The organism is Bacteriovorax sp. BSW11_IV (assembly GCF_000447755.1).
Taxonomy (GTDB): domain Bacteria; phylum Bdellovibrionota; class Bacteriovoracia; order Bacteriovoracales; family Bacteriovoracaceae; genus BSW11-IV.
The window spans coordinates 160,692-183,257 of the sequence record NZ_AUNE01000010.1; the positions used below are offsets into that span (position 1 = coordinate 160,692).

Annotated in this window: 20 protein-coding genes; 10 read left to right on the plus strand and 10 right to left on the minus strand. The window is 37.2% G+C overall.

Annotated features, from left to right (window positions below):
* Positions 1-3: 3 nt before the first annotated feature.
* Genes M899_RS03760 through M899_RS03775 form a run of 4 tightly spaced genes read left to right on the plus strand, consistent with a single transcriptional unit; the run spans position 4 to position 4,792 of the window.
* Positions 4-1,431, plus strand: a complete 1,428-nt coding sequence (locus M899_RS03760) for an anion permease (protein WP_034727777.1) — start codon at positions 4-6, stop codon at positions 1,429-1,431.
* Between the two features lie 17 nt (positions 1,432-1,448).
* Entirely contained in the window at positions 1,449-2,114 is a 666-nt protein-coding gene (locus M899_RS03765; RefSeq protein ID WP_021270041.1) for a succinate dehydrogenase cytochrome b subunit, read from the plus strand.
* A gap of 5 nt (positions 2,115-2,119) precedes the next feature.
* Positions 2,120-4,036, plus strand: a complete 1,917-nt coding sequence (locus M899_RS03770) for a fumarate reductase/succinate dehydrogenase flavoprotein subunit (RefSeq protein ID WP_021269941.1) — start codon at positions 2,120-2,122, stop codon at positions 4,034-4,036.
* A gap of 9 nt (positions 4,037-4,045) precedes the next feature.
* The gene (locus M899_RS03775) at positions 4,046-4,792 is read left to right on the plus strand and encodes a succinate dehydrogenase/fumarate reductase iron-sulfur subunit (RefSeq protein WP_021270067.1); all 747 of its coding nucleotides are present in this window, start codon (positions 4,046-4,048) and stop codon (positions 4,790-4,792) included.
* A 40-nt stretch (positions 4,793-4,832) separates the two neighbouring features.
* On the opposite strand, the gene M899_RS03780 is transcribed toward M899_RS03775, so the two are convergent.
* Complete coding sequence (locus M899_RS03780; RefSeq protein ID WP_155897072.1) at positions 4,833-5,552, minus strand: TSUP family transporter; 720 nt, start codon at positions 5,550-5,552, stop codon at positions 4,833-4,835.
* Between the two features lie 89 nt (positions 5,553-5,641).
* Here M899_RS03780 and M899_RS03785 point away from each other — a divergent pair, with 89 nt between their 5' ends.
* Positions 5,642-6,457 (plus strand): LysR family transcriptional regulator, encoded by an 816-nt coding sequence (locus M899_RS03785; RefSeq protein WP_021270115.1) that lies wholly within the window; start codon positions 5,642-5,644, stop codon positions 6,455-6,457.
* Here M899_RS03785 and M899_RS03790 read toward each other — a convergent pair.
* Together M899_RS03790 and M899_RS03795 are read right to left on the minus strand one after the other, a co-directional pair.
* The gene (locus tag M899_RS03790) at positions 6,452-7,720 is read right to left on the minus strand and encodes a Y-family DNA polymerase (RefSeq protein WP_021270039.1); all 1,269 of its coding nucleotides are present in this window, start codon (positions 7,718-7,720) and stop codon (positions 6,452-6,454) included. The genes M899_RS03785 and M899_RS03790 overlap by 6 nt on opposite strands.
* A gap of 3 nt (positions 7,721-7,723) precedes the next feature.
* Entirely contained in the window at positions 7,724-8,134 is a 411-nt protein-coding gene (locus M899_RS03795) for a LexA family protein (RefSeq protein ID WP_021269984.1), read from the minus strand.
* A gap of 49 nt (positions 8,135-8,183) precedes the next feature.
* On the opposite strand from M899_RS03795, the gene M899_RS03800 reads away from it, so the two are divergent.
* A complete protein-coding gene (locus M899_RS03800) occupies positions 8,184-8,888 on the plus strand; it encodes an SOS response-associated peptidase family protein (protein WP_021269966.1) in 705 nt (234 codons plus the stop codon).
* A gap of 1 nt (position 8,889) precedes the next feature.
* Here the strand turns inward: M899_RS03800 and M899_RS03805 are convergent, their stop codons facing one another.
* Together M899_RS03805 and M899_RS03810 are read right to left on the minus strand one after the other, a co-directional pair.
* Positions 8,890-9,981: a hypothetical protein gene (locus M899_RS03805; protein WP_021269943.1), complete on the minus strand. Its 1,092-nt coding sequence runs from the start codon at positions 9,979-9,981 to the stop codon at positions 8,890-8,892.
* 8 nt (positions 9,982-9,989) lie between these two features.
* A complete protein-coding gene (locus M899_RS03810; RefSeq protein ID WP_021270002.1) occupies positions 9,990-11,531 on the minus strand; it encodes a hypothetical protein in 1,542 nt (513 codons plus the stop codon).
* A 197-nt stretch (positions 11,532-11,728) separates the two neighbouring features.
* Between M899_RS03810 and M899_RS18320 the strand changes: the two genes are divergently transcribed.
* Positions 11,729-11,917 carry a hypothetical protein gene (locus M899_RS18320; RefSeq protein ID WP_155897074.1) on the plus strand — a complete coding sequence of 63 codons (189 nt, stop codon included), beginning with the start codon at positions 11,729-11,731 and terminating at the stop codon, positions 11,915-11,917.
* 26 nt (positions 11,918-11,943) lie between these two features.
* Positions 11,944-12,873, plus strand: a complete 930-nt coding sequence (gene trxB, locus M899_RS03815; RefSeq protein ID WP_021270045.1) for a thioredoxin-disulfide reductase — start codon at positions 11,944-11,946, stop codon at positions 12,871-12,873.
* 34 nt (positions 12,874-12,907) lie between these two features.
* Here trxB and M899_RS03820 read toward each other — a convergent pair whose 3' ends face one another.
* From M899_RS03820 to M899_RS03835, 4 genes are all read right to left on the minus strand, one after another.
* Entirely contained in the window at positions 12,908-14,938 is a 2,031-nt protein-coding gene (locus M899_RS03820; protein ID WP_021270159.1) for a hypothetical protein, read from the minus strand.
* Between the two features lie 186 nt (positions 14,939-15,124).
* Positions 15,125-15,499 carry a response regulator gene (locus M899_RS03825; RefSeq protein ID WP_021270134.1) on the minus strand — a complete coding sequence of 125 codons (375 nt, stop codon included), beginning with the start codon at positions 15,497-15,499 and terminating at the stop codon, positions 15,125-15,127.
* Between the two features lie 67 nt (positions 15,500-15,566).
* Positions 15,567-16,880 (minus strand): esterase/lipase family protein, encoded by a 1,314-nt coding sequence (locus M899_RS03830; protein WP_021270088.1) that lies wholly within the window; start codon positions 16,878-16,880, stop codon positions 15,567-15,569.
* A gap of 42 nt (positions 16,881-16,922) precedes the next feature.
* Entirely contained in the window at positions 16,923-18,860 is a 1,938-nt protein-coding gene (locus tag M899_RS03835) for a sigma-54-dependent Fis family transcriptional regulator (protein WP_021269972.1), read from the minus strand.
* Between the two features lie 114 nt (positions 18,861-18,974).
* On the opposite strand from M899_RS03835, the gene M899_RS03840 reads away from it, so the two are divergent.
* Positions 18,975-20,726 (plus strand): sigma 54-interacting transcriptional regulator, encoded by a 1,752-nt coding sequence (locus M899_RS03840; RefSeq protein WP_021269986.1) that lies wholly within the window; start codon positions 18,975-18,977, stop codon positions 20,724-20,726.
* 126 nt (positions 20,727-20,852) lie between these two features.
* Positions 20,853-21,665 carry an enoyl-CoA hydratase/isomerase family protein gene (locus M899_RS03845; protein WP_021270021.1) on the plus strand — a complete coding sequence of 271 codons (813 nt, stop codon included), beginning with the start codon at positions 20,853-20,855 and terminating at the stop codon, positions 21,663-21,665.
* Here the strand turns inward: M899_RS03845 and M899_RS03850 are convergent.
* Positions 21,662-22,564, minus strand: coding sequence for a mevalonate kinase family protein (locus M899_RS03850; RefSeq protein ID WP_021270108.1), 903 nt, complete (start codon positions 22,562-22,564; stop codon positions 21,662-21,664). The two genes, M899_RS03845 and M899_RS03850, sit on opposite strands and share 4 nt — an antisense overlap.
* Between the last annotated feature and the right edge of the window lie 2 nt (positions 22,565-22,566).

A 22,566-nucleotide genomic window follows, 5' to 3' on the forward strand; every position in this document is an offset into this window, starting at 1 on the left:
GTCATAATGAATCAGTTAGAAACTAGTGAAGTTAGCATTCCCAAACTTATAGGTGCACTCATAATAGGTGCGATCATTTGGTTTCTCCCCATTCCCGAAGGTGTAAAGACTGAAGCTTGGCACTTGTTGGCCATTTTTATTTTTACAATTTTAGGGATCATTTTAAAAGCACTGCCAATGGGAACGATGTGTTTTACAGGCCTTGCGATTGCCCTTTTGACAAATACACTTAATATAAAAAATCAAGCTCTCACAGGTTTTGGCAATAGCACAATATGGCTTATCGTTATTGCATTTTTTATTGCTCGCGGCTTCATTAAAACCGGTCTTGGATCCCGAATTGCTTATTTTTTTATTTTTCACTTAGGAAGCAAAACACTCGGACTGGCCTATGGACTGGCACTAACTGATCTTGTCTTAGCGCCAGCAACTCCTTCTAACACCGCCAGAGCTGGTGGTGTTATCTATCCTATTTTAAAATCGATGGCCCACAATTTTGGTTCAGATCCCGACAATGGGACTCGAAAAAAAATTGGTGAATATCTCGTTCTAACGGCCTTCCAAGTTGATATCATTACATCTGCAATGTTCGTCACTTCCATGGCGGCAAATCCATTAATTGTTCAATTTGCGGCAAATAATGGTGTAGAGCTAACTTGGGGCGGATGGGCACTCGCGGCCATTGTCCCAGGACTAATTTCATTGGCCATTATTCCTTATCTTGTTTTTAAAATTTATCCTCCAGAAATTAAGGAAACTCCAGATGCCAAAAATATTGCCCGCCGAAAATTAAAAGAAATGGGACCGATTTCAAAGAATGAATGGATTATGCTCTTTGTTTTTGCCTTTCTTATTATTTTTTGGATTCTAGGGGGAACATTAGGAATAAATGCGACAACGACCGCTATTGCTGGGCTTGCGATCTTGCTCATTTCAGGTGTTCTCAATTGGGAAGATGTAAAAAGTGAAAAAGGAGCTTGGGATACCTTAATTTGGTTTGGAATCCTTGTTATGATGGCCGATTTTTTAAATAAACTAGGCTTCATTCCTTGGTTTAGTGCTCTTATAGCGAAAGAAATGGGCGGCCATGCTTGGACTCTTGCTTTTCCAGCATTACTGCTTATTTATTTTTACTCTCACTATATGTTCGCCTCGGCCACAGCACATGTGACGGCCATGGCCGCGGCCTTTATGGGTGTAGGAATCACTGTCGGTGTCCCCCCCTACTTAATGGCCATCTCTCTTGGATTTTTCTCAAATCTTTTTGGTTCAACAACTCACTACGGCATGGGTCCTGCCCCAGTATTATTTGGTTCTGGCTATGTCGAGCTTACTGATTGGTGGAAATTAGGCTTTTACCTGTCCATAATCAATATTGCCGTATGGTTGGGAATTGGGGGATTATGGTGGAAACTATTAGGATTATTTTAATTAATTAAGGAAAGATAATGCTTATTAATCGTAAATATATCATGGCCATCACTGGCCTATTTCTGTGCATTTTTTTAATTGTTCATTTGAGTGCAAATTTTTTACTTCTCTTGCCAAATAATCTGGCAAAAGAGGCCTATAATACTTATTCACATCTACTAAGAAATAATCCACTTATCAGCGCAGTTTCAATTCTGCTTTACTTGGCCATTATTTTTCACAGCGTAATGGCGCTAATTATTACTTTGGATAATAAAAAGGCGAAACCACAAAAGTATTTTATGAATTATGCCCAACAAAACTCATCATGGAACTCGCGCAATATGGGTCTTCTTGGTTTGATGATTCTAATTTTTATTATTGTTCATATGGCAAATTTTTGGGCGAAAGTTAAACTCGGTTACGGACCAGAACTTCCGATAGATTCGAAAGGTCAAATCGATATTTATAGTGTTGTTGTGACAACACTAAAGAACCCATTCATTACTTTGTTTTATACGATTCTCTCAATTCCACTGGCCATGCACCTTCACCATGGAGTGCAAAGTGCGGCCAAAACACTGGGGCTTTATCACAAAAGATATTTAAAATATGTTGCCTTGATCGCAACATTTTATAGCTGTGTAATGGGACTAGGCTTTGGACTTATACCCCTTTACATTTATTTTTTTTCTCAAGGTTAAAATAGATGACACGTTTAGATGCAAAAATCCCTGAAGGGGAACTTGAAAAGAAATGGTCCAATTATCAAGCGAAATCAAACTTGATAAATCCGGCCAATAAAAGAAAATTAAAAGTAATTGTTGTGGGCTCTGGTCTTGCGGGAGCAGGGGCCGCTGCAACGATGGCAGAACTTGGTTATCAAGTAGAATGTTTTTGTTATCAAGACTCTCCTAGAAGAGCGCATTCTGTCGCCGCTCAAGGGGGTATTAATGCTTGCAAAAATTATCAACATGATGGCGATAGTGTTTGGCGAATGTTCTACGATACACTCAAAGGTGGTGACTTTCGCTCACGAGAGGCCAATGTCTACAGGCTCGCACAGCTCTCGGCACCGCTCATTGATCATTTTGCGGCCCAAGGAGTCCCCTTTGCACGCGAATATGGCGGAACTCTCGCCAACAGGAGTTTTGGAGGCGTTCAAGTAGAAAGGACTTTCTATGCAAGAGGACAAACTGGTCAACAGCTTTTAGTTGCCGCTTACTCTCAATTATCAAAAATGGTCGAGGCCAAAAAAGTTACTATGCATACTCGTCACGAGATGCTTGAGCTTGTTGTCACTGATGGAAAGGCCAGTGGTATTATCACTAGAAATTTAATTACAGGTGAAATTGAGGCCCATAATGCGCATGCGGTTGTTTTAGCAACTGGTGGTTACTCGCGAGTTTTTCGCCTCTCAACTTTGGCCATTGGTTGTAATGGCTCGGCCATTTGGCGAGCACATAAAAAAGGGGCCTTTATGGCAGGTCCCAGTTTCACGCAAATTCACCCAACGGCCCTTCCCCAATCAAGTGACTCACAATCAAAACTTACTCTGATGAGTGAATCTCTTCGTAATGATGGTAGAATTTGGGTTCCAAAAAACAAAGATGATAAAAGAGATCCATCTCTCATCCAGGAAGAAGATCGAGACTACTATTTAGAAAGACGTTATCCAAGTTTTGGAAACTTAGCACCTCGTGATATTTCATCTCGTGCGGCCAAGGAAAGAATTGATGCTGGTCATGGAGTAGGGCCACTCAGAAATGCTGTCTATCTCGATTTTAAAGATGCAATTAATCGACTCGGATTAAAAGTTATCAAAGATCGCTATGGCAATCTCTTTGACATGTATAAAAAAATCACTGGCATTGATGCTTATAAATCCCCTATGCTCATCTCTCCTGCCGCTCACTTTTCTATGGGAGGACTTTGGGTTGATTATGAACTCATGACAACAATTCCTGGCCTCTATGCGATAGGAGAATGCAACTACTCTGATCACGGTGCAAACAGACTTGGGGCAAACTCCTTATTGCAAGCAAGTATTGATGGATATTTTATCCTACCAAATACGATTAACAACTACCTAAGTAGTGCGATTAAAAATGATCCGCCAAAGAGTGACGCTCCAGAATTTACTGAAGCAAAAAGCCAAGTCGAACAACGCATTTCTCGTCTTTTAGAAATAAAAGGGTCAAAAACTGTAGACCATTTCCATCGAGACCTTGGTCATATCATGTGGCAAGAATGTTCTATGAGTCGCAATGAAGCTGGCTTAAAAAAGGCCATTATTGACATAAAAAAATTAAAAGAAGAATTTTGGAGTGATGTTAAAATCACAGGCCACGATAAAGAGCTCAATCAAGAACTCGAAAAAGGATTGAGACTTGCAGACTTTATTGAACTGGCCATTCTCATGTGTGAAGACGCTCTAGAGAGAAATGAATCATGTGGTGCTCACTTTAGAGAAGAATTTCAAACACCTGAGGGAGAGGCCCTTAGAGATGACAGTCAATTTTCTTATGTTTCGGCATGGGAATTTATCAACGAAAATGAATTCAAACTACATAAAGAACAATTAAATTTTGAATTCGTAAAACCAACTGTTAGAAGTTACAAATAAGGTCATAATATGAGAGTTAATTTTAAAATATGGCGTCAAGAAAGTCATCAAGAAGAGGGATCTTTCAAAGATTACAGTGTTGATAATATTACAAGTGATATGTCACTGCTTGAGGCCCTCGATTACTTGAATGAAACCTTGGTTCTTAAAGATGAAAAAGTTGTGGCCTTTGACTATGACTGCCGAGAAGGAATTTGTGGTCAATGTGGAATTTTTGTAAACGGTAGGGCCCATGGCCCTCACGACAACACAACAACGTGCCAAGTTCATATGAGAAGTTTTGAAGATGGGCAGACCATCGTGCTCGAACCATGGCGCGCCCGTGCATTTCCAATTGTTAAAGATCTTATTGTTGATCGCAGTGCCCTTGATCGCATTATTCAAAAAAATGGATATATCACAGTAAAGACAGGTGGGGCCGGCGAGGCGAACTCAATTCTTGTAGCTAAAAAAGATGCTGATAAGGCCATGGATGCGGCAGCTTGTATTGGATGTGGGGCCTGTATTGCCACTTGTAAAAATTCTTCTGCCTCTTTATTTACGGCGGCCAAAATAAATCACCTCGATCATCTTCCTCAAGGAAAACTTGAAACCAATGAAAGAGTAATGGCCATGGTATCACAAATGGAATTAGAAAATTTTGGTTCATGCTCTTTCACTGGTGCATGTGAAATTGAATGCCCACAAAGTATTTCAATAACTGAAATTGCTCGTATGAATAATCTTTTCTTAAAAGCAAAATTAACAAAAGAATAAAGGCCCAACAAAGGGCCTTTGTTATGAACTTTTAAAATTCTTAAAGGCCCTTATAGATGAGTGATACCCCCATACAAAGCATAACCACTCTCACAACTTTCACAAACTGAGTGTCGGAACATTTCTTCAAAATTTTCTTCCCAACAACTCCTCCAATAAATGGGGCAAAAATACAGATCAAGATACTTGTGTTAGAAACATTTAAAAGCTCCATCTTATAAATAGTGAGATAAAAAATTATTTTACAAGTATGTCCAATAGCTTGAGTAAATGATTTTGAGGCCACAATCGTAAAGCGGTCCAGTGGTGCTGTAATATAGAAAATATCGAGAACACCTCCACTCACACCTATTAGTGTCTGATTTAGAGAAACGACAACTCCACAGATAAATGAGCGCCCCTTTTTAGTAATATCAAAAAGACTGCCCACTGATTTGATCAAAGAAACAAACGGCATTAGTCCTAGGCCAATAAAGATCAAACTTTTATTAGGTCTAAAATCGACATATGTTAAGGCCACATAGGCCATCGCTGTACCAAACAGATAGGGCCATACAATTTTAAAGCGAATGTGCTTGTAATTGATAAGTGCTCTAAATCCATTTGAAGTGGACTGGGTAATTCCATGAAGTATTAGGGCGTTAGAAAGAGGCATAACTCCAGTGAAGATGGCCATTAAAAGAACACCTCCGGCCATTCCTGTGGCCCCAGATATTGTGCTTGTAATAACAACATAAATAAAAATCAGTACTTCTTCCATATCAACCTCTACACCACTCACTATCGGTCATTTTTCAACTGGAAAAAAGCGAATTGTTTGAATATAATATATTCCATAAAGGAATAGTTATGATTGAACTTATCGAAACACTTGAGGCCATAAAAAAACACAAGACAATGGGCAAGGCCGCAACTTCGCTGCGCCTTACACAATCGAGTGTCAGTAAGAGAATTCAAACTCTTGAACACCAATGTGGAAAAAGACTTGTCGTTAAAAATGGGCGCTACATAGAGCTGACTAAAGAGGCCCATCTACTCTTGGAAAAATCACTCCCTCTTGTCTATGAATTAAAAGATATTCTCTTTAAAGATGCCGATCCTATTATTCAAAATATTAATATTGGCTTTTCCGAATCTATCATCTCCACATGGGGGGCCAAAGCACTGGCAAAGTATAGTAAAAAAAATCCGCAGTTCATCATTACTCCTCACGCCCACAGAAGCCCCGTTATCGTTGACCAGGTGACTTCCAGTGATATTCAATTGGCCATCGTTGCGGGAAAAGTTGACATTCGTCCAGGTATTCATGCTGAACTCATTGGGCAAGAGAAAATGGTCATTGTAGGTGATAAGAAACTCCCTCTTTATTGTGGAGAATCCTCAAGTGGAACTTGGCGGGCCATTGAAAGAGAAATTATTTTAAAAGGCCTTGTTATTGATCAAAGAAGTGAATTCTTTTCACCTTTGGCCCAACTTGCAAAAGAGGGCTTTTGCCAATCTCTTGTGCCTGAAGGTGTTGCACTAAAATCGGGAATAAAGAAAAAAGATATAAAGTATATTGGTATTACAAGGCCTATTTATGCTCTTGCAAGAAAACGCTTTTTCTTGCGTCAAAGTAATCTGGATTTAATGGAGGCCTTAAAAAAAGAACTCAATAATTTATAAACGAACCTTAGGGATCTCTTTCCAAGAACAGACAAAGTTTGATGATTTGTAGTCCCGATTCATACGAAAAGATTCTGCATCTGTACCACAGGCGAGAGATTTTACGCTCATCTCGCCTTGACGCCAGTTTACGCCGTCAATAACATCCATTAATAGGTCTCTTTTTTTAAACTGATTTAAATCTGTAAAGAGATCAAACTGTAAACTATCTTCATCGCAAAAATTTCCTAAACGAACTCCCGCTTTTTTATAAGCAACACCTTTTCGAAAACTTCTTTCCACCATTTCAAAACATTTTTCAATAATATAGAAAGTATCTCGTGAAAAGCATTCAAGCTTTTCAAATTCAAACACATAGTGATCTTCACCTGAGTGATAAGGAGAAGTTCTAAAAAAGATTTCTATCTTCTTACATAAAGACTTTTGTGCACGCATGCGCTCACAGGCCGTTGTCGCGTAATTTGCGATGGCCTCTTTTAAAACGCGCTTATCCCATATTGATGAGGCGAAGGTGCGAGAGCACATAATCTCTTGCTTCTTCTTAGAATTTTCCCCAAAGTCGAAACAATTCACACCCAGAAGTTCATTTTTAATAGCGAGACCAACTTTGGTAAAATATTTTTGCAAAATCTTATCATTACGAAAATTTGCCAAATCGTAAGCTGTGCGAATACCTAGAACTTTCATCTTAATGGCATTTTGTCGTCCAACACCCCAAACATCTTCAATAGGAAAAAGTTTAAGCGCCTCATCAATTTTTTCCTTCTCAATTAAAACACAAACACCGTTGAGTGCCTTTTGCTTCTTGGCCATATGATTGGCCACTTTTGACAGAACTTTCGTCTTAGCAATACCAACACCCACGGGAATTCCCACATTCTTGCCAACGCTTGTTCGGATACGAACACCTTCATCATAAAGCTTGTCCAAGGCCAGGCCATGCAAAGAAAGAAAGGCCTCATCAACAGAGTAAACTTCAATATCCCGAGCAAAACCTTTTAAGGTATTCATCACTCGATCTGAGATATTAGTGTAGAGAGGAAAATTTGATGAAAAGACAGAGACATCATTTTTAATACAAAAATCTCTGATCTCAAAAAAAGGATGGCCCATCTTTATGCCAAGGGCCTTTGCTTCATCTGTGCGCGATATAACACAACCATCATTATTGGATAAAACAACCACGGCCCGCTTCTTTAAATCGGGACGAAATAATCTCTCGCAACTACAGTAAAAAGAATTGCAATCGACGAGGGCAATCACGCGCTACTCTCCTCTTAAGTCTCTGGCCACAGCAACGACGACACCAAATAAAGTAAAATCCATCTGATCTGTAATGATAATACTTTTGTGTTCATCGTTGTCGGAAACTAAAATAACGCCATTGCCATTTCTTTTAAGTCTTTTACAAATCATCTCCCCTTCCAAATTGAAAATACAAATATGATTATTAATGGCCTTGAGTGAGCGATCGACCACAAGAATATCTCCATCAAAAATAGTGGGACTCATCGAATTACCACTGGCCCTAAAAAAGAAAGTCGAATGCTTATTTTTAACAAGTCTTTCATCTAAAGAGAGGTAGTCTTCAAAGAAATCATCTTGAATGCCAAAGAGGCCGCACTGGACCTTTAAAAGGGGAATTGTGGTAGACTTAGGTAAGTGAATTGTTCTCATATATATGAGCATACCACATGCGTAAGTTTTGCGTAAGTAGGAAATTTTTATGTGTTTTAGCGTCCATATTGACCGTAATATCAAAGGCTTGGCCAAAGAATTCAATGCAGTAATAGACAAGGGCCGTTTTAGCGAACTGCAAAATTTAACCCAGAAATGGCCAAAACTGTTTAAACTCCCGGATGCAAGTGACAGAGTTTATCCTGGCACTTACTCCCCTATTATTCTAGGGGCCAAAGATGAACTCGTCATCACACCAATGCGCTATCGTTTAACCCCAAGCTTTTCGCAAGATTTAAACTACAGTTCTATAAATCCAAAAACGAAGAGAAAAAAAATTCTCCCAACCTATAATGCAAGACTCGATGCTCTTGAAAAAAGGGCCGCTTGGCAAAAAATAGCCACAACGAAACATGCTATTGTTCCAGTGAAATCATTTTATGAATTTGTGGAGCGCGATCACAAAAGCCAACAGATCGAATTTTTCTCAAAAAGCGAACATCTGTGGGCCTGTGCTTTATGGGACAGTTGGTATTATGAAAAAGAGAACACAACAATTTACTCTTTCGCCATAATAACAGATGAACCACCAAAAGAAGTCTTAAACGCAGGTCATGACAGATGCCCAATCTTTATAGAAAAAGAAAATATTCATGAATGGTTAAACTGGCAAGGGCAGGACATGGCCCAGATGAGAGAATTTCTTCTCTCCTCCAAGGCCCATGAATTATTTGATTTTAGAGATGTCTCTTAAATTAGAAACGATATGCTAGACCAACACGTAAGCGTGGGCCTGAGACGCTAAGAACACTTGTATCGCCATTGTCTGAGTCAAATGATGTAGAAGAAGAAAAGTAATCAAATACACCAAGCATAGAAAGATTGCCAGAGAACATATAGCGAGAACCTACTCCAATAGACAGTAAGCTGCTTGATCCCGAAAGAGAGTTTCCTAAAGAACTTGGAACAGATGACCCTTCTGCTACTTCCGTTGTATACTCAGCAGAACCGATCCCGGCACTAAGCGTACCAAAGAAAGCAAAGCGATTGCGCTGAAAAGGCGTATTGTAGAAGTAATAATTCACACCACCACCAAACTCAGTCCAATCCATTGTCGATTGGATATCGGCACCACTTGTTGAACTTCTCTTAGTAATAAAAGCGAAAAGAGAAACATTTTTGAAAAAAGATTTAGAGGTAGGAAAAAACTTTTCGGCCCCAATAGAAAAGTCTAAAGAGCTTTGTGAAGTTGATGTAGAAGTTGTTCCATCATCAAAAGTTCCTGACATACTTGTTAGATTTGCGAGGGCCCAAACTTCAAATGATTTTGATGTTGTTGAAGGTGCTGTAGCAGTAGGGGCCTCTTCTTTTAAAGAATCATTTTCAGAAAGTGCATTTAATTCACTTGTGTCTTCCTCAGACATAGAAGACATTTCTGAATCCTCTGTATCTCCCGTGGCAACAGCAATACGATCAGTACCTTTACCAGAGTTCACTTGAACAAGGCTCTTAGATGGATCTTCTGTGATCTTAACAGGTGAAGCAATTTTAAGGTTCATCACTTTATTTTTTTCAATTTCTTCGAGATCAACAATTCGATACAAAGACCAAATAGAACGACTAGGAGAGGCCTTTACAACGACACCACGAGCAATCACACCCGTTGTAAGAAAAAACTTCGCATGATCCCCAACAACTAGACCATCTTCTAAACCTCTATTAATGAGGGCCGTCTTTTTCGAGTCGGATAAACTCAAAATACGAAGAGTTAGTTTTTCATCAATCTCTAGAGAATAAGCACTCAGTGATGAAAAAATTAGTAATAAAGAAAGAAATTTTGCAAACATTCTTGCTCCTAAAAATAAACACTCATTGCAATATTTAATTTAATATCATTTACAGATCGAGTTGATTCTATATCATCCTGCGGATTTTCAACAATTGACCACTGTGTAGTTTCACTTATAAGGCGAACATTTATTCCAACTCCTACAGGCGAGTCGACATCGTAGTCATTTGGAGAATCAAAGCGATACTTTAAACCGGCCCACAAAGAAGGAAGAGTTAATTGTTGATACGAGTATTCGCTCGATAACTCAACAGAAGTCACGCTAGCATTACCACGCTTCATCCCTCCACCAATGTAGAAGATCAATTTATTCAAAGATGTAGGTGGCGCAAACGGATACCAATTAGCACCGCCGAAGAAATTTCCATAAACAAAACGACCATTGACACCACCGAGATCAATATTGGCAATACCTCGTTCAAGTCCAAGCTCAAACGACCAAGCAGAAAGAGATAAAGAGGTGCGGGCCAGATGGTACTCATAACTTAGAGAAAGTGAGTAACCAGGGTTTTGATGATTTTGATCTTCTGTTGTACTTTGATTAACAAGGGCCGTACCAATACTGACATCAAGCTCATGAGAGAGTTTGTGGCCAAGAGCAAAGTCTTGCTTTAAGCGCTCTTTTGCAACTCCGGTCTTGATAAGATAATCGCGAAGTTGATTGTCATTAAGTCCAGCACTCCACAGAGCGCCTTCTTTTTTAAGCTTCGCTGCATACGCAGGATTGACTCTTGCCTTATCTTTTTGAGATCTTTTGTACTCTTCAAAGACGTTTATAAAACTATCAGAAACAGAGTGTGGATCTTTTGGATCTGAACTCATTTGTTCGTAATAAAGTTGATTAATCCCTTTTTGAAGGTCATTCGTTTTTTTGGCCCTTGATTGAACCATACTTTCGGCGCGGATTTGATTGACACCTTCTCGAACGCCTTGACCTTCACCTAGACTTTGCTGTTGAGGCACATGAAGCCTCTCAACGACATTACCAGAAACAGCAACCTTTCCACTTTTTTTCATATCCACATCTGTCAATGATGTCAGATCTTTATCTGTGACATCATTTTCACGCAAAGTGGCCATTTCTTCGAAGTAATCTTCTCCATGCTCCATAACATCAGAGGGAACGCCCTCTTTTTCAATGGTCGCAATCTCTGAGCCATCTAAATTTGGATCATTAATAACTCTTTTGGAGCGAACACTTAACTTTTCACGGCCCATAAGTAGGTCTTTGGGGCGCTGAAGTGATATCTGAGAGCCACTAACCAATTTGTAATTTGATTTTTTATCGCGAAAAATCCAGTATGATTTTTCTTCGTCGAGTCTAATAAGCTCTGCAAGACCAAGAATGCGAATACGGGGAACCTCAAGTGAGCCAAGGGTTAAGCTAATATGGGCCATATCCCCCACACGCAAACCGCGCACCTCACCTTTGTCTATAACAAGGGTATTTCCGCTAGAGCTGGCCGATATGACCTTCGCACCAATGGGAAGAAGGGAGTCCAACGCAAAGCTAGATTGAATTAAAAACAAAAATAGTAGAATTCTCATCGCCATCCTTGGCAATTTTAAACAAGTTAACTTATCTAGTATGATAACACGGTCTATAAAATTTTAAAGTCTTTTGCTCCCAATGGGCATATCTGACCTCGCTATTCTTAACATATCGCATCACGTCATAAACATATTGAAATAACGACTTAAATCCCTTATAAATAGAGCTTGTAATCAATTAGAGAGGTACCTTCGTGGCAAAAAGAAAATTTAAAAAACAGATTTACAGATATGAGTGCACAATGACGGGTGAAGCTTTCAAAACAACAAGAGAAGCTCCAAATCCGAACGATCTTGTATCAGTAAAAGCTTACTACGAATTAAATCCTGACGAAGACGACAGACCAGAAGAAATTAAAAAGCAACTTCAAACGGAAGAATAGAACTTAGTACGCAGAAGGAATTGAAAATGGAAAAAAGAAAAGTCATTATCATTGGCTCTGGTCCTGCTGGTTATACAGCGGCCCTTTATACAAGTAGAGCAAACCTTGAGCCCCTAGTGATCGAAGGTCACGAGCCAGGCGGTCAGCTTACAACAACTACTGAAGTAGATAATTTCCCAGGATTCCCAGAAGGAATTATGGGCCCAGAGCTTATGGCCAATATGAAAAAACAAACGGCACGCTTTGGTACAGAGTATCTTTCAACACACGTTACAAAAGTTGACCTTTCTAAGCGTCCTTTTCATGTTGTGTGTGAAAATGGAAAAGAATTTCTTGCTGAAACACTTATTATTTCAACAGGTGCTTCTGCAAAATACCTAGGTATTCCAAATGAAAAAGAACTTATTGGTAGAGGTGTTTCGGCCTGTGCAACTTGTGATGGGTTCTTCTACAGAAACAAAGTTGTTCACGTAGTTGGTGGTGGAGACACGGCCATGGAAGAAGCAACATTTCTTACAAAATTTGCTTCAAAAGTTTATATCATTCACAGACGTGATACTCTTCGTGCAAGTAAGCCAATGCAACAACGTGCTTTTGATAATCCAAAGATCGATTTTGTATGGAACAGCGGCGTTGAAGAAATTATTCACGACCAGACAGGTGTAACGGCCATCAGAGTTAAAAACTATGAAACAGGTGAAGAAACTGTTAGACCAACAGATGGTCTATTCATGGGTATTGGTCACAAACCAAATACTGATTTCTTAGGTGGACAAATTGAGCTAGATTCTCACGGCTTTATTAAAACAAAAGCGGGAACTCCAGATACAAACGTTCCAGGTGTTTTTGCTTGTGGTGACGTTCAAGACTCTTACTATCGCCAGGCGATTTCAGCTGCCGGTAGTGGATGTATGGCGGCCATTAGAGCTGAGCGCTGGATGGAAGACCAACATTAAAAAAACAAAAAAGGTACCTTACGGTACCTTTTTTTTATCGTGGAAATGGTGAAAGTGATTCGCAATTGTATGTTTTAATTAATTCTTGAAGCTTAAGTGCTTTCTGTCTATTAGAAACGACATTCATCATCACAGGGCCCAAATAATCTTTGCGAATCCCAACGGCCCCATATTCTTCTTCAAGATATTTTTCGGCCTCATCTATAGTCATAGTCTTGCCATAAAATTTAACAGGACTACCACTTTCTCTTGCACTCATTATTCGTCTCGCAAGAATGGCAGAATCATTATGGGCCTTGATTTTCTTTCTATCTGAATTGTCGGGATCACCAAAAATATCACTGTTTGTCGATAAGAAGTCATATCCAAGTTCTGATAATTTTTGTGAATAAACCCAAATCTCACGCCCAGTATTAGCATCAACACAGGCATTTAAAATTTTATCTTCATATAGAGAATCTTTATCCGCAATAGTTCCATTTGAAAGATAATTTTCCTCTATATTCTTATAATACTCATTGAAATTTTTATTTTGCGAGCGAGATAAATCTCTCATCTTTTCAATGAACTGCTTACCATACTTTCCGTAGACAAAGTTTCTAACAGTATCAAGAGATTTAATAATTTCTCTAATACCACCATCTTTACTATCATCTGAAGTATATTCTTTCTTAGCAATAATCGCCTTTAATCGAGCGGCAATATCATCAACAACTTTTTGAGCACCTTTTAATTCTTCCTCTTTCTTTTTAAAATCCTTTCCATCAACATAATCGCGAATGTCTTTATAAGAAATAATTTGAGAGAAAACAAAAAGTTCATTGTTTTCATCAAATTTTTCTTTTACGTTTTCTTTTTTCTTCGCAATTGTATCGAGAACACGTTTAAATGAACTAGCAAGATCTTTTAAGAAGAGGTCATTGAAATCCTTGACTGAAAACTCCATCAACTCTTCTGGCGCATAAAGCTTTTCCAGTTGTTTCTTGAAAAGAATATTTAAAAACCTTTCAGGTCCACTAGAGGCCGTAATATAAGGGTTCAGTTTAGATACTAAAATATCTACAGAATATGAAAGCTCACCGATAATTTCGGCCTGCTGATAAACAGCAGACTTACCTGGCTGATCACCGATTGGAGACTTGATCTTTTCGTAAATAGGAGAGATAAGTTTTTCTAAGTCTTTATCAACTGAATTGATAGAATTCGTTTGTTCTTTAGAAATTATTTCTAGAACCTTTTTCTTATCTTCTTCAAGAGTCTTTAATTTTGTTTTGATCTGATTTGATAAATCCGACGCAATCTTTAAGTCCTCATGATGAACTCCGGTATCGATATCAAAAATCTCTAAGGACTTAACCTGATTTCTAACATCATAGTAAGCACAATTAAGCTTGATAAAAGTTTCAATGTCAGATTCGTTTTCAAACTCAAATCTCTTATCAAAAATATTACTTATAAATCTTAGAATTGAAGAAACCGCTAGACCACCATAAGCGACAATCACCCCAGAAGCAGAATAAAGTCCAAATTGTGAAAACGTCTGAATGATGTCGGCCGATCTTTCTAACAAAGGTGTTTTAGAAAGATTTGTACATTTATTATCACTAAAAAGAACATTGATACCATTCATAAACTGCGAAAAAGGAATTCCATTTACTTCGATTTGACTCTCTTCTTCAGTTGTAGAAGATGAGCTCACAGGATCCTTACCTGTTTCTTTCGCCATTTTATTCAATTCTTCTTCTAGCGTTTTTGAGCTTGTTAGGAGTTCATCAATAAGGGCCTTATTTCCATCAAAGCAATCGTCTTGAAAAACTGCGACAATTGATTTTAAGCTCTCAACTGTTTTTTGATATGTTGCTGTATTATTCAAAGGGCAAAAAGCAGGTCTTCCAGTTGCAAGTTGGTTTCTCTTGCTTAGGTCTTTGATTTCATCTTTAAGCTCTTTAGTTAAAGCATGATCATAAAGATTTTCAACTCTAGAAGTTAAAGAGTCGGCCAAAGAACTAAATGAAAGTGTTCCGAGGAGGATTAAGGACAAGGCCCTATTGTGGCCACAGTTCATAGTTGTCTCCTTTTTTTAATTTGACACTATGCAACATATCATTTTTACAAAACTGGGCCATGAAAGTGAAAAAGTTATAGAGACTGTCACTGAACTCACGAAGCAAAAAAGCACATTGATTATGTAATAACAATAACTTAAAAAGGACCCATGGGGTCCTTTAGTTAAATATATAAAATCTTTGGATTAAACTGAGAAGTTTTGCGCTTTAACGATACTTTTTAAAAAGTCTTCAAGATCAAAAGGCTTAGTGAAAACTTCATCGGCCCCGGCCTTCTTTGCCAGTTGTAAATAAAGATCGGCCGGATAGATCCTACCACCAGAGATGGCCACAATCCTAATATCTGGGTAACTGGCACGAACTTTTTGAACCAAAGAAACACCGTCTAAATTGGGCATGGCCATATCTGTAACAAGGCAGCCAATGGTTTCGTCAATCAGTCCAATGGCCTCTTCACCATCTTCTGCACAAACAACTTCCACGCCTTCATTGAGAAGAAACTCATGAAGGGCGTCGCGTAAAAATAAATCATCATCAACTAGTAATACTTTATTATTCATATTTTTATAATAAACTACAATACTCAAAAGATTAAATTTAAAATTACCTTAAGTTAAATATTTTTTATCAAAAACGAGGATAATAGTCACTTAGCCCATATAGATTAAGGTCAACTACAACAGGACGGCCGCGCTTTACTGTGATGGGAATTTCACGCTTTAAATAAGCGCCTCTAACTCGGACACTTAAGATCACGTTTCTTTGCTGCTCGTGTTTAAGCTTACCGGCCAAGATGATATCGACATGACCTTTATCATCATTTTGGGGCGCTTTGGTTTCTACGTTAAAAAAGAAGGGGTCTCCAGCGATTAGACGATTATCACCAAGAACTGGGCTCAATGTAATATCGTAATCGTCCTTATCTTTCAAAATTGTGTACCTAGAAGTTTTTGGAATATGCAGTCTTAAATGAACATAAAAACTTTCAGGTTCGTAAAAGTCGATATTAAGCCCGTCCATATTATCTGAGAAAAAATGGGACATGACTTGAAACCCTTCATGGTCACACGAAAAATCTGTAATACATTCTTTTGGCACTTTAACCAGGCCTCTTTTTGTCAAAGAGATATGAGGCCTCGCGAGCGTGAAAGTTCTTACACTGTGATGTTCAAAATGTTTCAATTTTTTATTTGGAGAAAAAGGATCAGGTAATGAGCGGTCAATATAATGATCAAAATTCAGACTCGCAGAAGGAACAGGAACTGCAAGATCGTCTTCTAGCATAAAAGACAAGCTAGAAGTTTTCGCGAGTTGAAAATTTCCTGAAACATTCAAAAGTTTGATATGTGAGATAAATTTTTTAAAATTTTCATCATAAAAAAATGTATCTCTTAGATTCGTTAGCATTTGTGAGCCAAACATCATATCGCGAAGTTCTTTTTTTCCGAAAATAAAATCTTTCAACTTCTTTAAATAAAGTGGAACACGAACAATTTGTGTTCCAAAATATGGTGTGCCGAAAGTCGCCATTTTATCCATTTGATTTTCGATAATTTCTTTGGATTTAAAAATCCCTAGTCCATCATTTGAATAATTGAACCTAAGCCAATTCATAGCAACGAGGCCGCCTTGAGAATGACAAATAAATGAAAATTTATCATTTTTTTCAAGTGGCAATTTTGCCATAAAATCTTCGAGCATTTTTGCGAAATCAAATGTGTCATACTGATCTTTACCTGTTGGATAACCAAATGAGGTCGAAACATATTGAACTTCATTTTGTATGCTATTTAAATAATTTGGTAAGGCCACTTGACCACTTGCAAACGTTCCCTCATCTGAAGCGATTCCATGAATGAAAACAAGGTAATGCTTATTTGCATATGAAGATACAGACAAAAAGACGAGCAAAAAACTCAGAGATAATGATTTCAAATTCATTATTTAAGTTTACGTAATAATTCTATGGGCCACAAGAAAAATTTAAGAGGCGAGTTTTTCAATCTCTTTTAAATCTATATCAAAATACTCTTTATAAAGTCTTTGACCATGGAAAAGAGTTTGTCTCAAACGCTCTTCACTCATTTTAAAAACTTCACTAAGATTAGAAATACTCTCCCCTTTTTCAAAGAACTTTTGAATAAGAGTGACTAAATATAAACTTTCAAGATCTTCTAATGACAGTCCTTCGAGCTTACTCGTACTGACGGATCGTAAAATATTTTGATAGATACGATATTGACCTAAATCGACATCAATAACTGGCGCAACATCGGGAGAAATGTCTTCAATATAATGAAGAGAGCCATGATAGAGAACCAGTCGATCTATTGCGGTTTTTAACTCTTGGACATTTCCTGGCCAATCGTAATCTTTAAAAAATTCTACAATTTTTGGTCCGACTCGTTTTACATAGAGACCATTGGCATAACATACTTTTTCTAAGAAAAATCTCATTAAGGGAACAATGTCTTCTTTTCTTTCTCGTAATGCAGGCACACGAACAGAGCGTTCAGAAATCAATTCAAACAAAGCTATTGAGAAGCGATTTTCGCTTACCATCAATTCTACATTGCTTGGACTCGTCGTTATAAAACGAATATCCTTTCGAGAATTCATTATTTCAAGTAATTTTAGCTGAGACTCCATTTGTAGAGAACAAACGTCTTTAATGATAATTGTGCCACCAGAGTATAACTCAAGTTTTCCAACATGATTCTCATCACCATTCAATATGAAGCTCAAATCATTAGCATTTAAAATATCATGGGAATTGACAACCCCAACCCCCATTTGTTTTCTATCACTATGATGATGAATAATTTGGGCCATAAGCTTTTTACCAATTCCGTACTCTCCAAGAATAAGAACATTATGGTTTGTGTCTTTAACTGAATTTACAAATCGTTTCAAATTTAGTGTTTCTTCGCTTACACCGATGAGTTCAAACTCACTTGTATTTAGATACTCTAATTCACTATCTTCCAAAGGCTCGCGATGGAAATCTTTCCAAATTGATGTAATTGTAAAAGAAAGGATTTCACACAAAAGCAAATCTTCATAAGTAAAAAAGTCATCACCCTTTTTATTTGCAAATTCCATAACAGCACAAATAGTCCCTTGTTCATCATACACAGGAACAAGAATAAGTGTGGTTGTTTTGATATCGAAAAGTGAAAGAAGCTCATTGTATAAAGGATCACTATCTAGGCGACCAAGTTTCGTATTTATAATTCGTCTCTGATTAAGAACCTTCTCCATCAATGTCCCCTTCAAAGAGAACTGATTTTCTGATGGGGCCTCTTTTTCAAAGTCAAAGAGATTAAGATTGTCTCTATTGCGATCTACTAAATAAAAGTGAAAACGAGATGCTTTAATGAGTCGTGATGTTTCTTTGAAAATGATTTTCAGAAATCCATGTAGTTCATCAAATTTTCTCATATCTTGATACAAATTTTTTAAAAGAGAAATCTTATCTTTAGAACTTTGTTTACTGGCAATTCCTTGATCATGGAGAAGATCAATTAAATGATCTTTAAGACGACGACTCGAAAAACTTGAAACAAATTTTTGTATGAAAGCACGAGACATTCTATGATCATCTACATCAAATTCTAGTCCGCAAAAATACTTTTCACATTCTCCATAATCGTTCACAATTTCACTCAAGCGAGTGATCCTACCTGGGATATGAAAACTTGAACCCTTAAAGGCCAGGTTGGCATAAACACTTTGACCCACTGTAATTTTCTTTCTTGTATAGAAACCTAGACCGGTTAATGACAGATTCACAAGTTCAATACTTTTGTATTGTTCAGAGTCTAAATCTTTACCCATAAATAGAGAAAACTTTATCTTATCCTCTTCAGTTACAGGGACTCTAAAGGAGCGATGTGATCTCAATTTATTAATATTATTCACGGCCAATTCCTCATATTATTAAGCCTAATTTCATTAGAAAATATCGTCATTTTTTGGGTGAAACTTTATTAATTAATCCTTCAAAAAGTCGATAAGTATTGGCAGGAGTTCATAATGGATAAAAGTTTATTAAATTATCAATTTTACAAATCTTTCAGAATGCCTATTCACAAAAATGACAAGGTATTTTTGAAAATTATAAAAGATCGTGATGGTGTCAACAAAACCATCTTTGCTGGTGATATTGTAAATATAAACCTAACTGGACTCAATTTCTCAACTAATAAAATTTTACGTGATGGTGAAGAAATTTCTATCATGATTTATACAAAAAGATTCTTCAACAACTGGGACTTTGAAGTTAAAGGAAAAATTGTTCGCTCATTCTACGAATCACCAAATTCGCGAAATATCGTTTATGGAGTTCTACTCGATTCAGTGGAAGAAGATTCCGAATTGGCCTATTTCTTAAAGGATTTCATTAATAGATTTTCATCATCTCGATTGAAAGAATATCTCTTAGAATCTGCAGTTTCAGAAAAAAAGATTTCAACTAATGAAGGAATTGAACTCTACAGCTTGATGAGCTCCCTATACATCACAAGCTCAAAAGATCCTGTCATTGAAAGTTTAACAACAGCAACAGAAATTCTAGATTGTGAATACGCAAGAGTCTACAAAATCAATCTTGATGCCCACGTATTAGAAAATACCTTTTCAAGCAATAATGAAAAAGTGAAAGATACTGATTTTAGGCATGGCCTCATCGGTAACGTTTTTACTTCTGGCTCTGTTGTAAATCTTGACCTAAGAAGGCTTGAAAAGCACCCGTACAACATTCATGATATGAAAACGGCCCTTGCCCATCCTCTTTACAATCGCCAACATAAAACAATTGGTGTTATCGAATTTGTTAATAAAAATGGTGGTAAAAAATTCACCATCAAAGACGAACGATTTATAAAACTAGTTGCAAGTTTAATTTCACATCATTTTGATGATTTTGTTCCTCATTCAAGAATAACCCAAATTGAAGAGCTAAATCCCATAGAGAAAAAAATTGAGCCACTCTATATTGGTCAAAGTCTCGAGTCCATCGAGATCAGAAAAATTATTAACTCACTCAAAACCAAGGCCGACAATATTTTAATTGTTGGCGAAGATGGAGTTGGGAAAATTGAACTAGCAAGAGGAATTCACAATCAAGGATCGACTGCACTTCAAGAAATATTTCACTTAAATTGTAATAATACACATGAGGCCAGTAAGCATATCGCTCAAAACTTAGAAGAAGCACATCTTGCGACAGAAGGTGCTCTACTCTTAGAAGAGCCTGGAAAATTAAGTATAAAAGATCAAAAAATACTTTTTGAACTTATATCGAGATCTAAAAAAAGAGTTATCACAGTTTCATCAAAAGACTTACAAAGCCTCGTTGAAAGCGGCCACTTTTTGAAAAAACTATATTTCTATATTAGTAAGGCCCACTTACATTTAAGGCCACTTAGAAATCGCAAAGATGAGCTTATGGATATTGTTCATGATCTTATCAAAAGAGAAGCTGATCGCAGAGAAATTACTCCACCTAAATTGGATGAAGAAACTGTTGATCGTATTATGAGCCATACATGGCCAGAAAATATGAAAGAACTTAAGAAAACAATTAAAAAGGCCATGATGAAATTTGACCCACAAAGTGAAATTTATATCGATGTTATGCCATTAAGCTCGCGCCACAGACCGAAGAAAAATACAAAGATGTATGACATAATTAATGAACTGGCACTGCATACTGATCGCAGTATCTATTTCAATAATCACAAGCTCATGCTAAACGATATTATTCGAAGAAAGCTTGAAAAATAGCACCAATATCCGACTAATAAATACGGAATTATTTTTTTTTTGACAGAGCAATCAAACCTTTGAAAGAATAGATTTAGGATATCAATGAATGATGTCCTATAAATTAAAATGACCAAGGAAGGTTGAATGGAACTCTTTAATTTCAATACATTAAAGACTTCACTGTGCAAAAGCACTAAGAGTCTTACTATCTCTTTAAATCGTCCAGAAAATAACCAGACAATTAATAAGGAAATGTTATTTGAACTTGAATCAATCATGAATTGGTTAAGCTCAAAAGTTGAAATTAGCTCAGTTCTTCTCACTTCAACATCTTCACAATTTTGTACAGGAATTGATCTATCTGAGTGGAAGAGTTCAACAACTGACGAACTCTTAGCTTTTCAAAAAAGAATTACAAAAATTTCAAAAAGTTTTTCTTATCTTCCACAAATCGTTATTTGTGATTTAAAACAAAATGTAAGCGCAGAAGGTATTGAGCTTGCTTGCGGTGCCGATCTAAGATTTTCAAGATCTGGTATGAAAATGAAATTCAATTTCTTAGAACGTGGCCTTATGCCTAGTAGTGCTGTTTACCAAAGTTTTTCAAATCTCTTTGGGATGCAAAATTTAAAGAACTGGCTTTATACAAACAGCATCGTTCACACAGACTCTCTCGTTCACAGTGGTGTCTTAACAGGTCTATACTTTGAACAAGAAGAGCTAACAGAGAAATTATCTCATATAGAGTCTCTTTCCCCACTTGCTCGTATGCAGAGTAAACTTGCATTTAAAGTATTTGATGTTGACCTTGAGAAAGTTCAAGACGAAAGAATTACAACAATCACTAAAGCGCTTTTATCAATTGAAGATTGGAAATCTGAAAAAGGCCAATTCACTGCTGCCAGAGAAATTGGCTCAAAATTAAAGCGTGAAGAAATGAACAGACAATTTGCTTAAAATCTAAAGAGAGGTCGTATCTCGTGTCCACTTAGCGCTTGTACGGCCTCATCAAAATCTTGAGTCATTCCCAAAAGAAATCCTCCTCCACCAGCGCCACAAAGTTTAAGATAATAATTTTCATACTTAAGACCATCGGACCAAATTTCACTAAATAGTTTTGGAATCATTGGTGTGAAATGACGAAATTGAAAGTCAGATAGTTCACGGAAAAATTCATAAAGAGAAAGATAATCTCCCTCTAAAAAAGCACTCACGCAACTGTCATTTATTGGTAGTAAAACATGATCACACAACTTAGAGAAGGCCTCAGTTTTACATTTTTCTAAGAACAAATTTACTAGTGGTTCGGTTTTACGATCCCTTCCTGTATTAAGAAGAAAGATGGCACCCTTGCCTACTTTGCTTTCAGGAATATCAGCTGCGCCAATATTGCCTTCACTATCAATAATAATAGGACGATTAATATAACTAATAAGTGGATCAATACCAGAGCTTGATCCATGAAAATGAGATTCAATTTGAGAGAAAATACTCTTTAATCTAGGAATGCTCTCATTCTCGTCAGAAATTTTGTATCGATCATATACGGCAGCTACGACGGCACCAGAACTTCCGACTCCATAGCCTTGAGGAATTGTAGAGTCAAAATAAAGTCCTTGACCAACATCGAACTCAAAGCTTGAAACATCTAGATCACAAAGTAGCTCTCCATTTTTTTTAAGGCGGGCCAAATATGTAGAAAGGGCCTTTAATTCTTGATCGACTCTCCCCTTGTCATTGGGAAAGCGAAGAGAACCATCAAAAAGCGGATATGGTATACACAGAGCATTTCCGTGTCGAACAACGGCATACTCTCCAAACAACAAAATTTTAGAGTTAAAAGTTTTTCTATTCATGC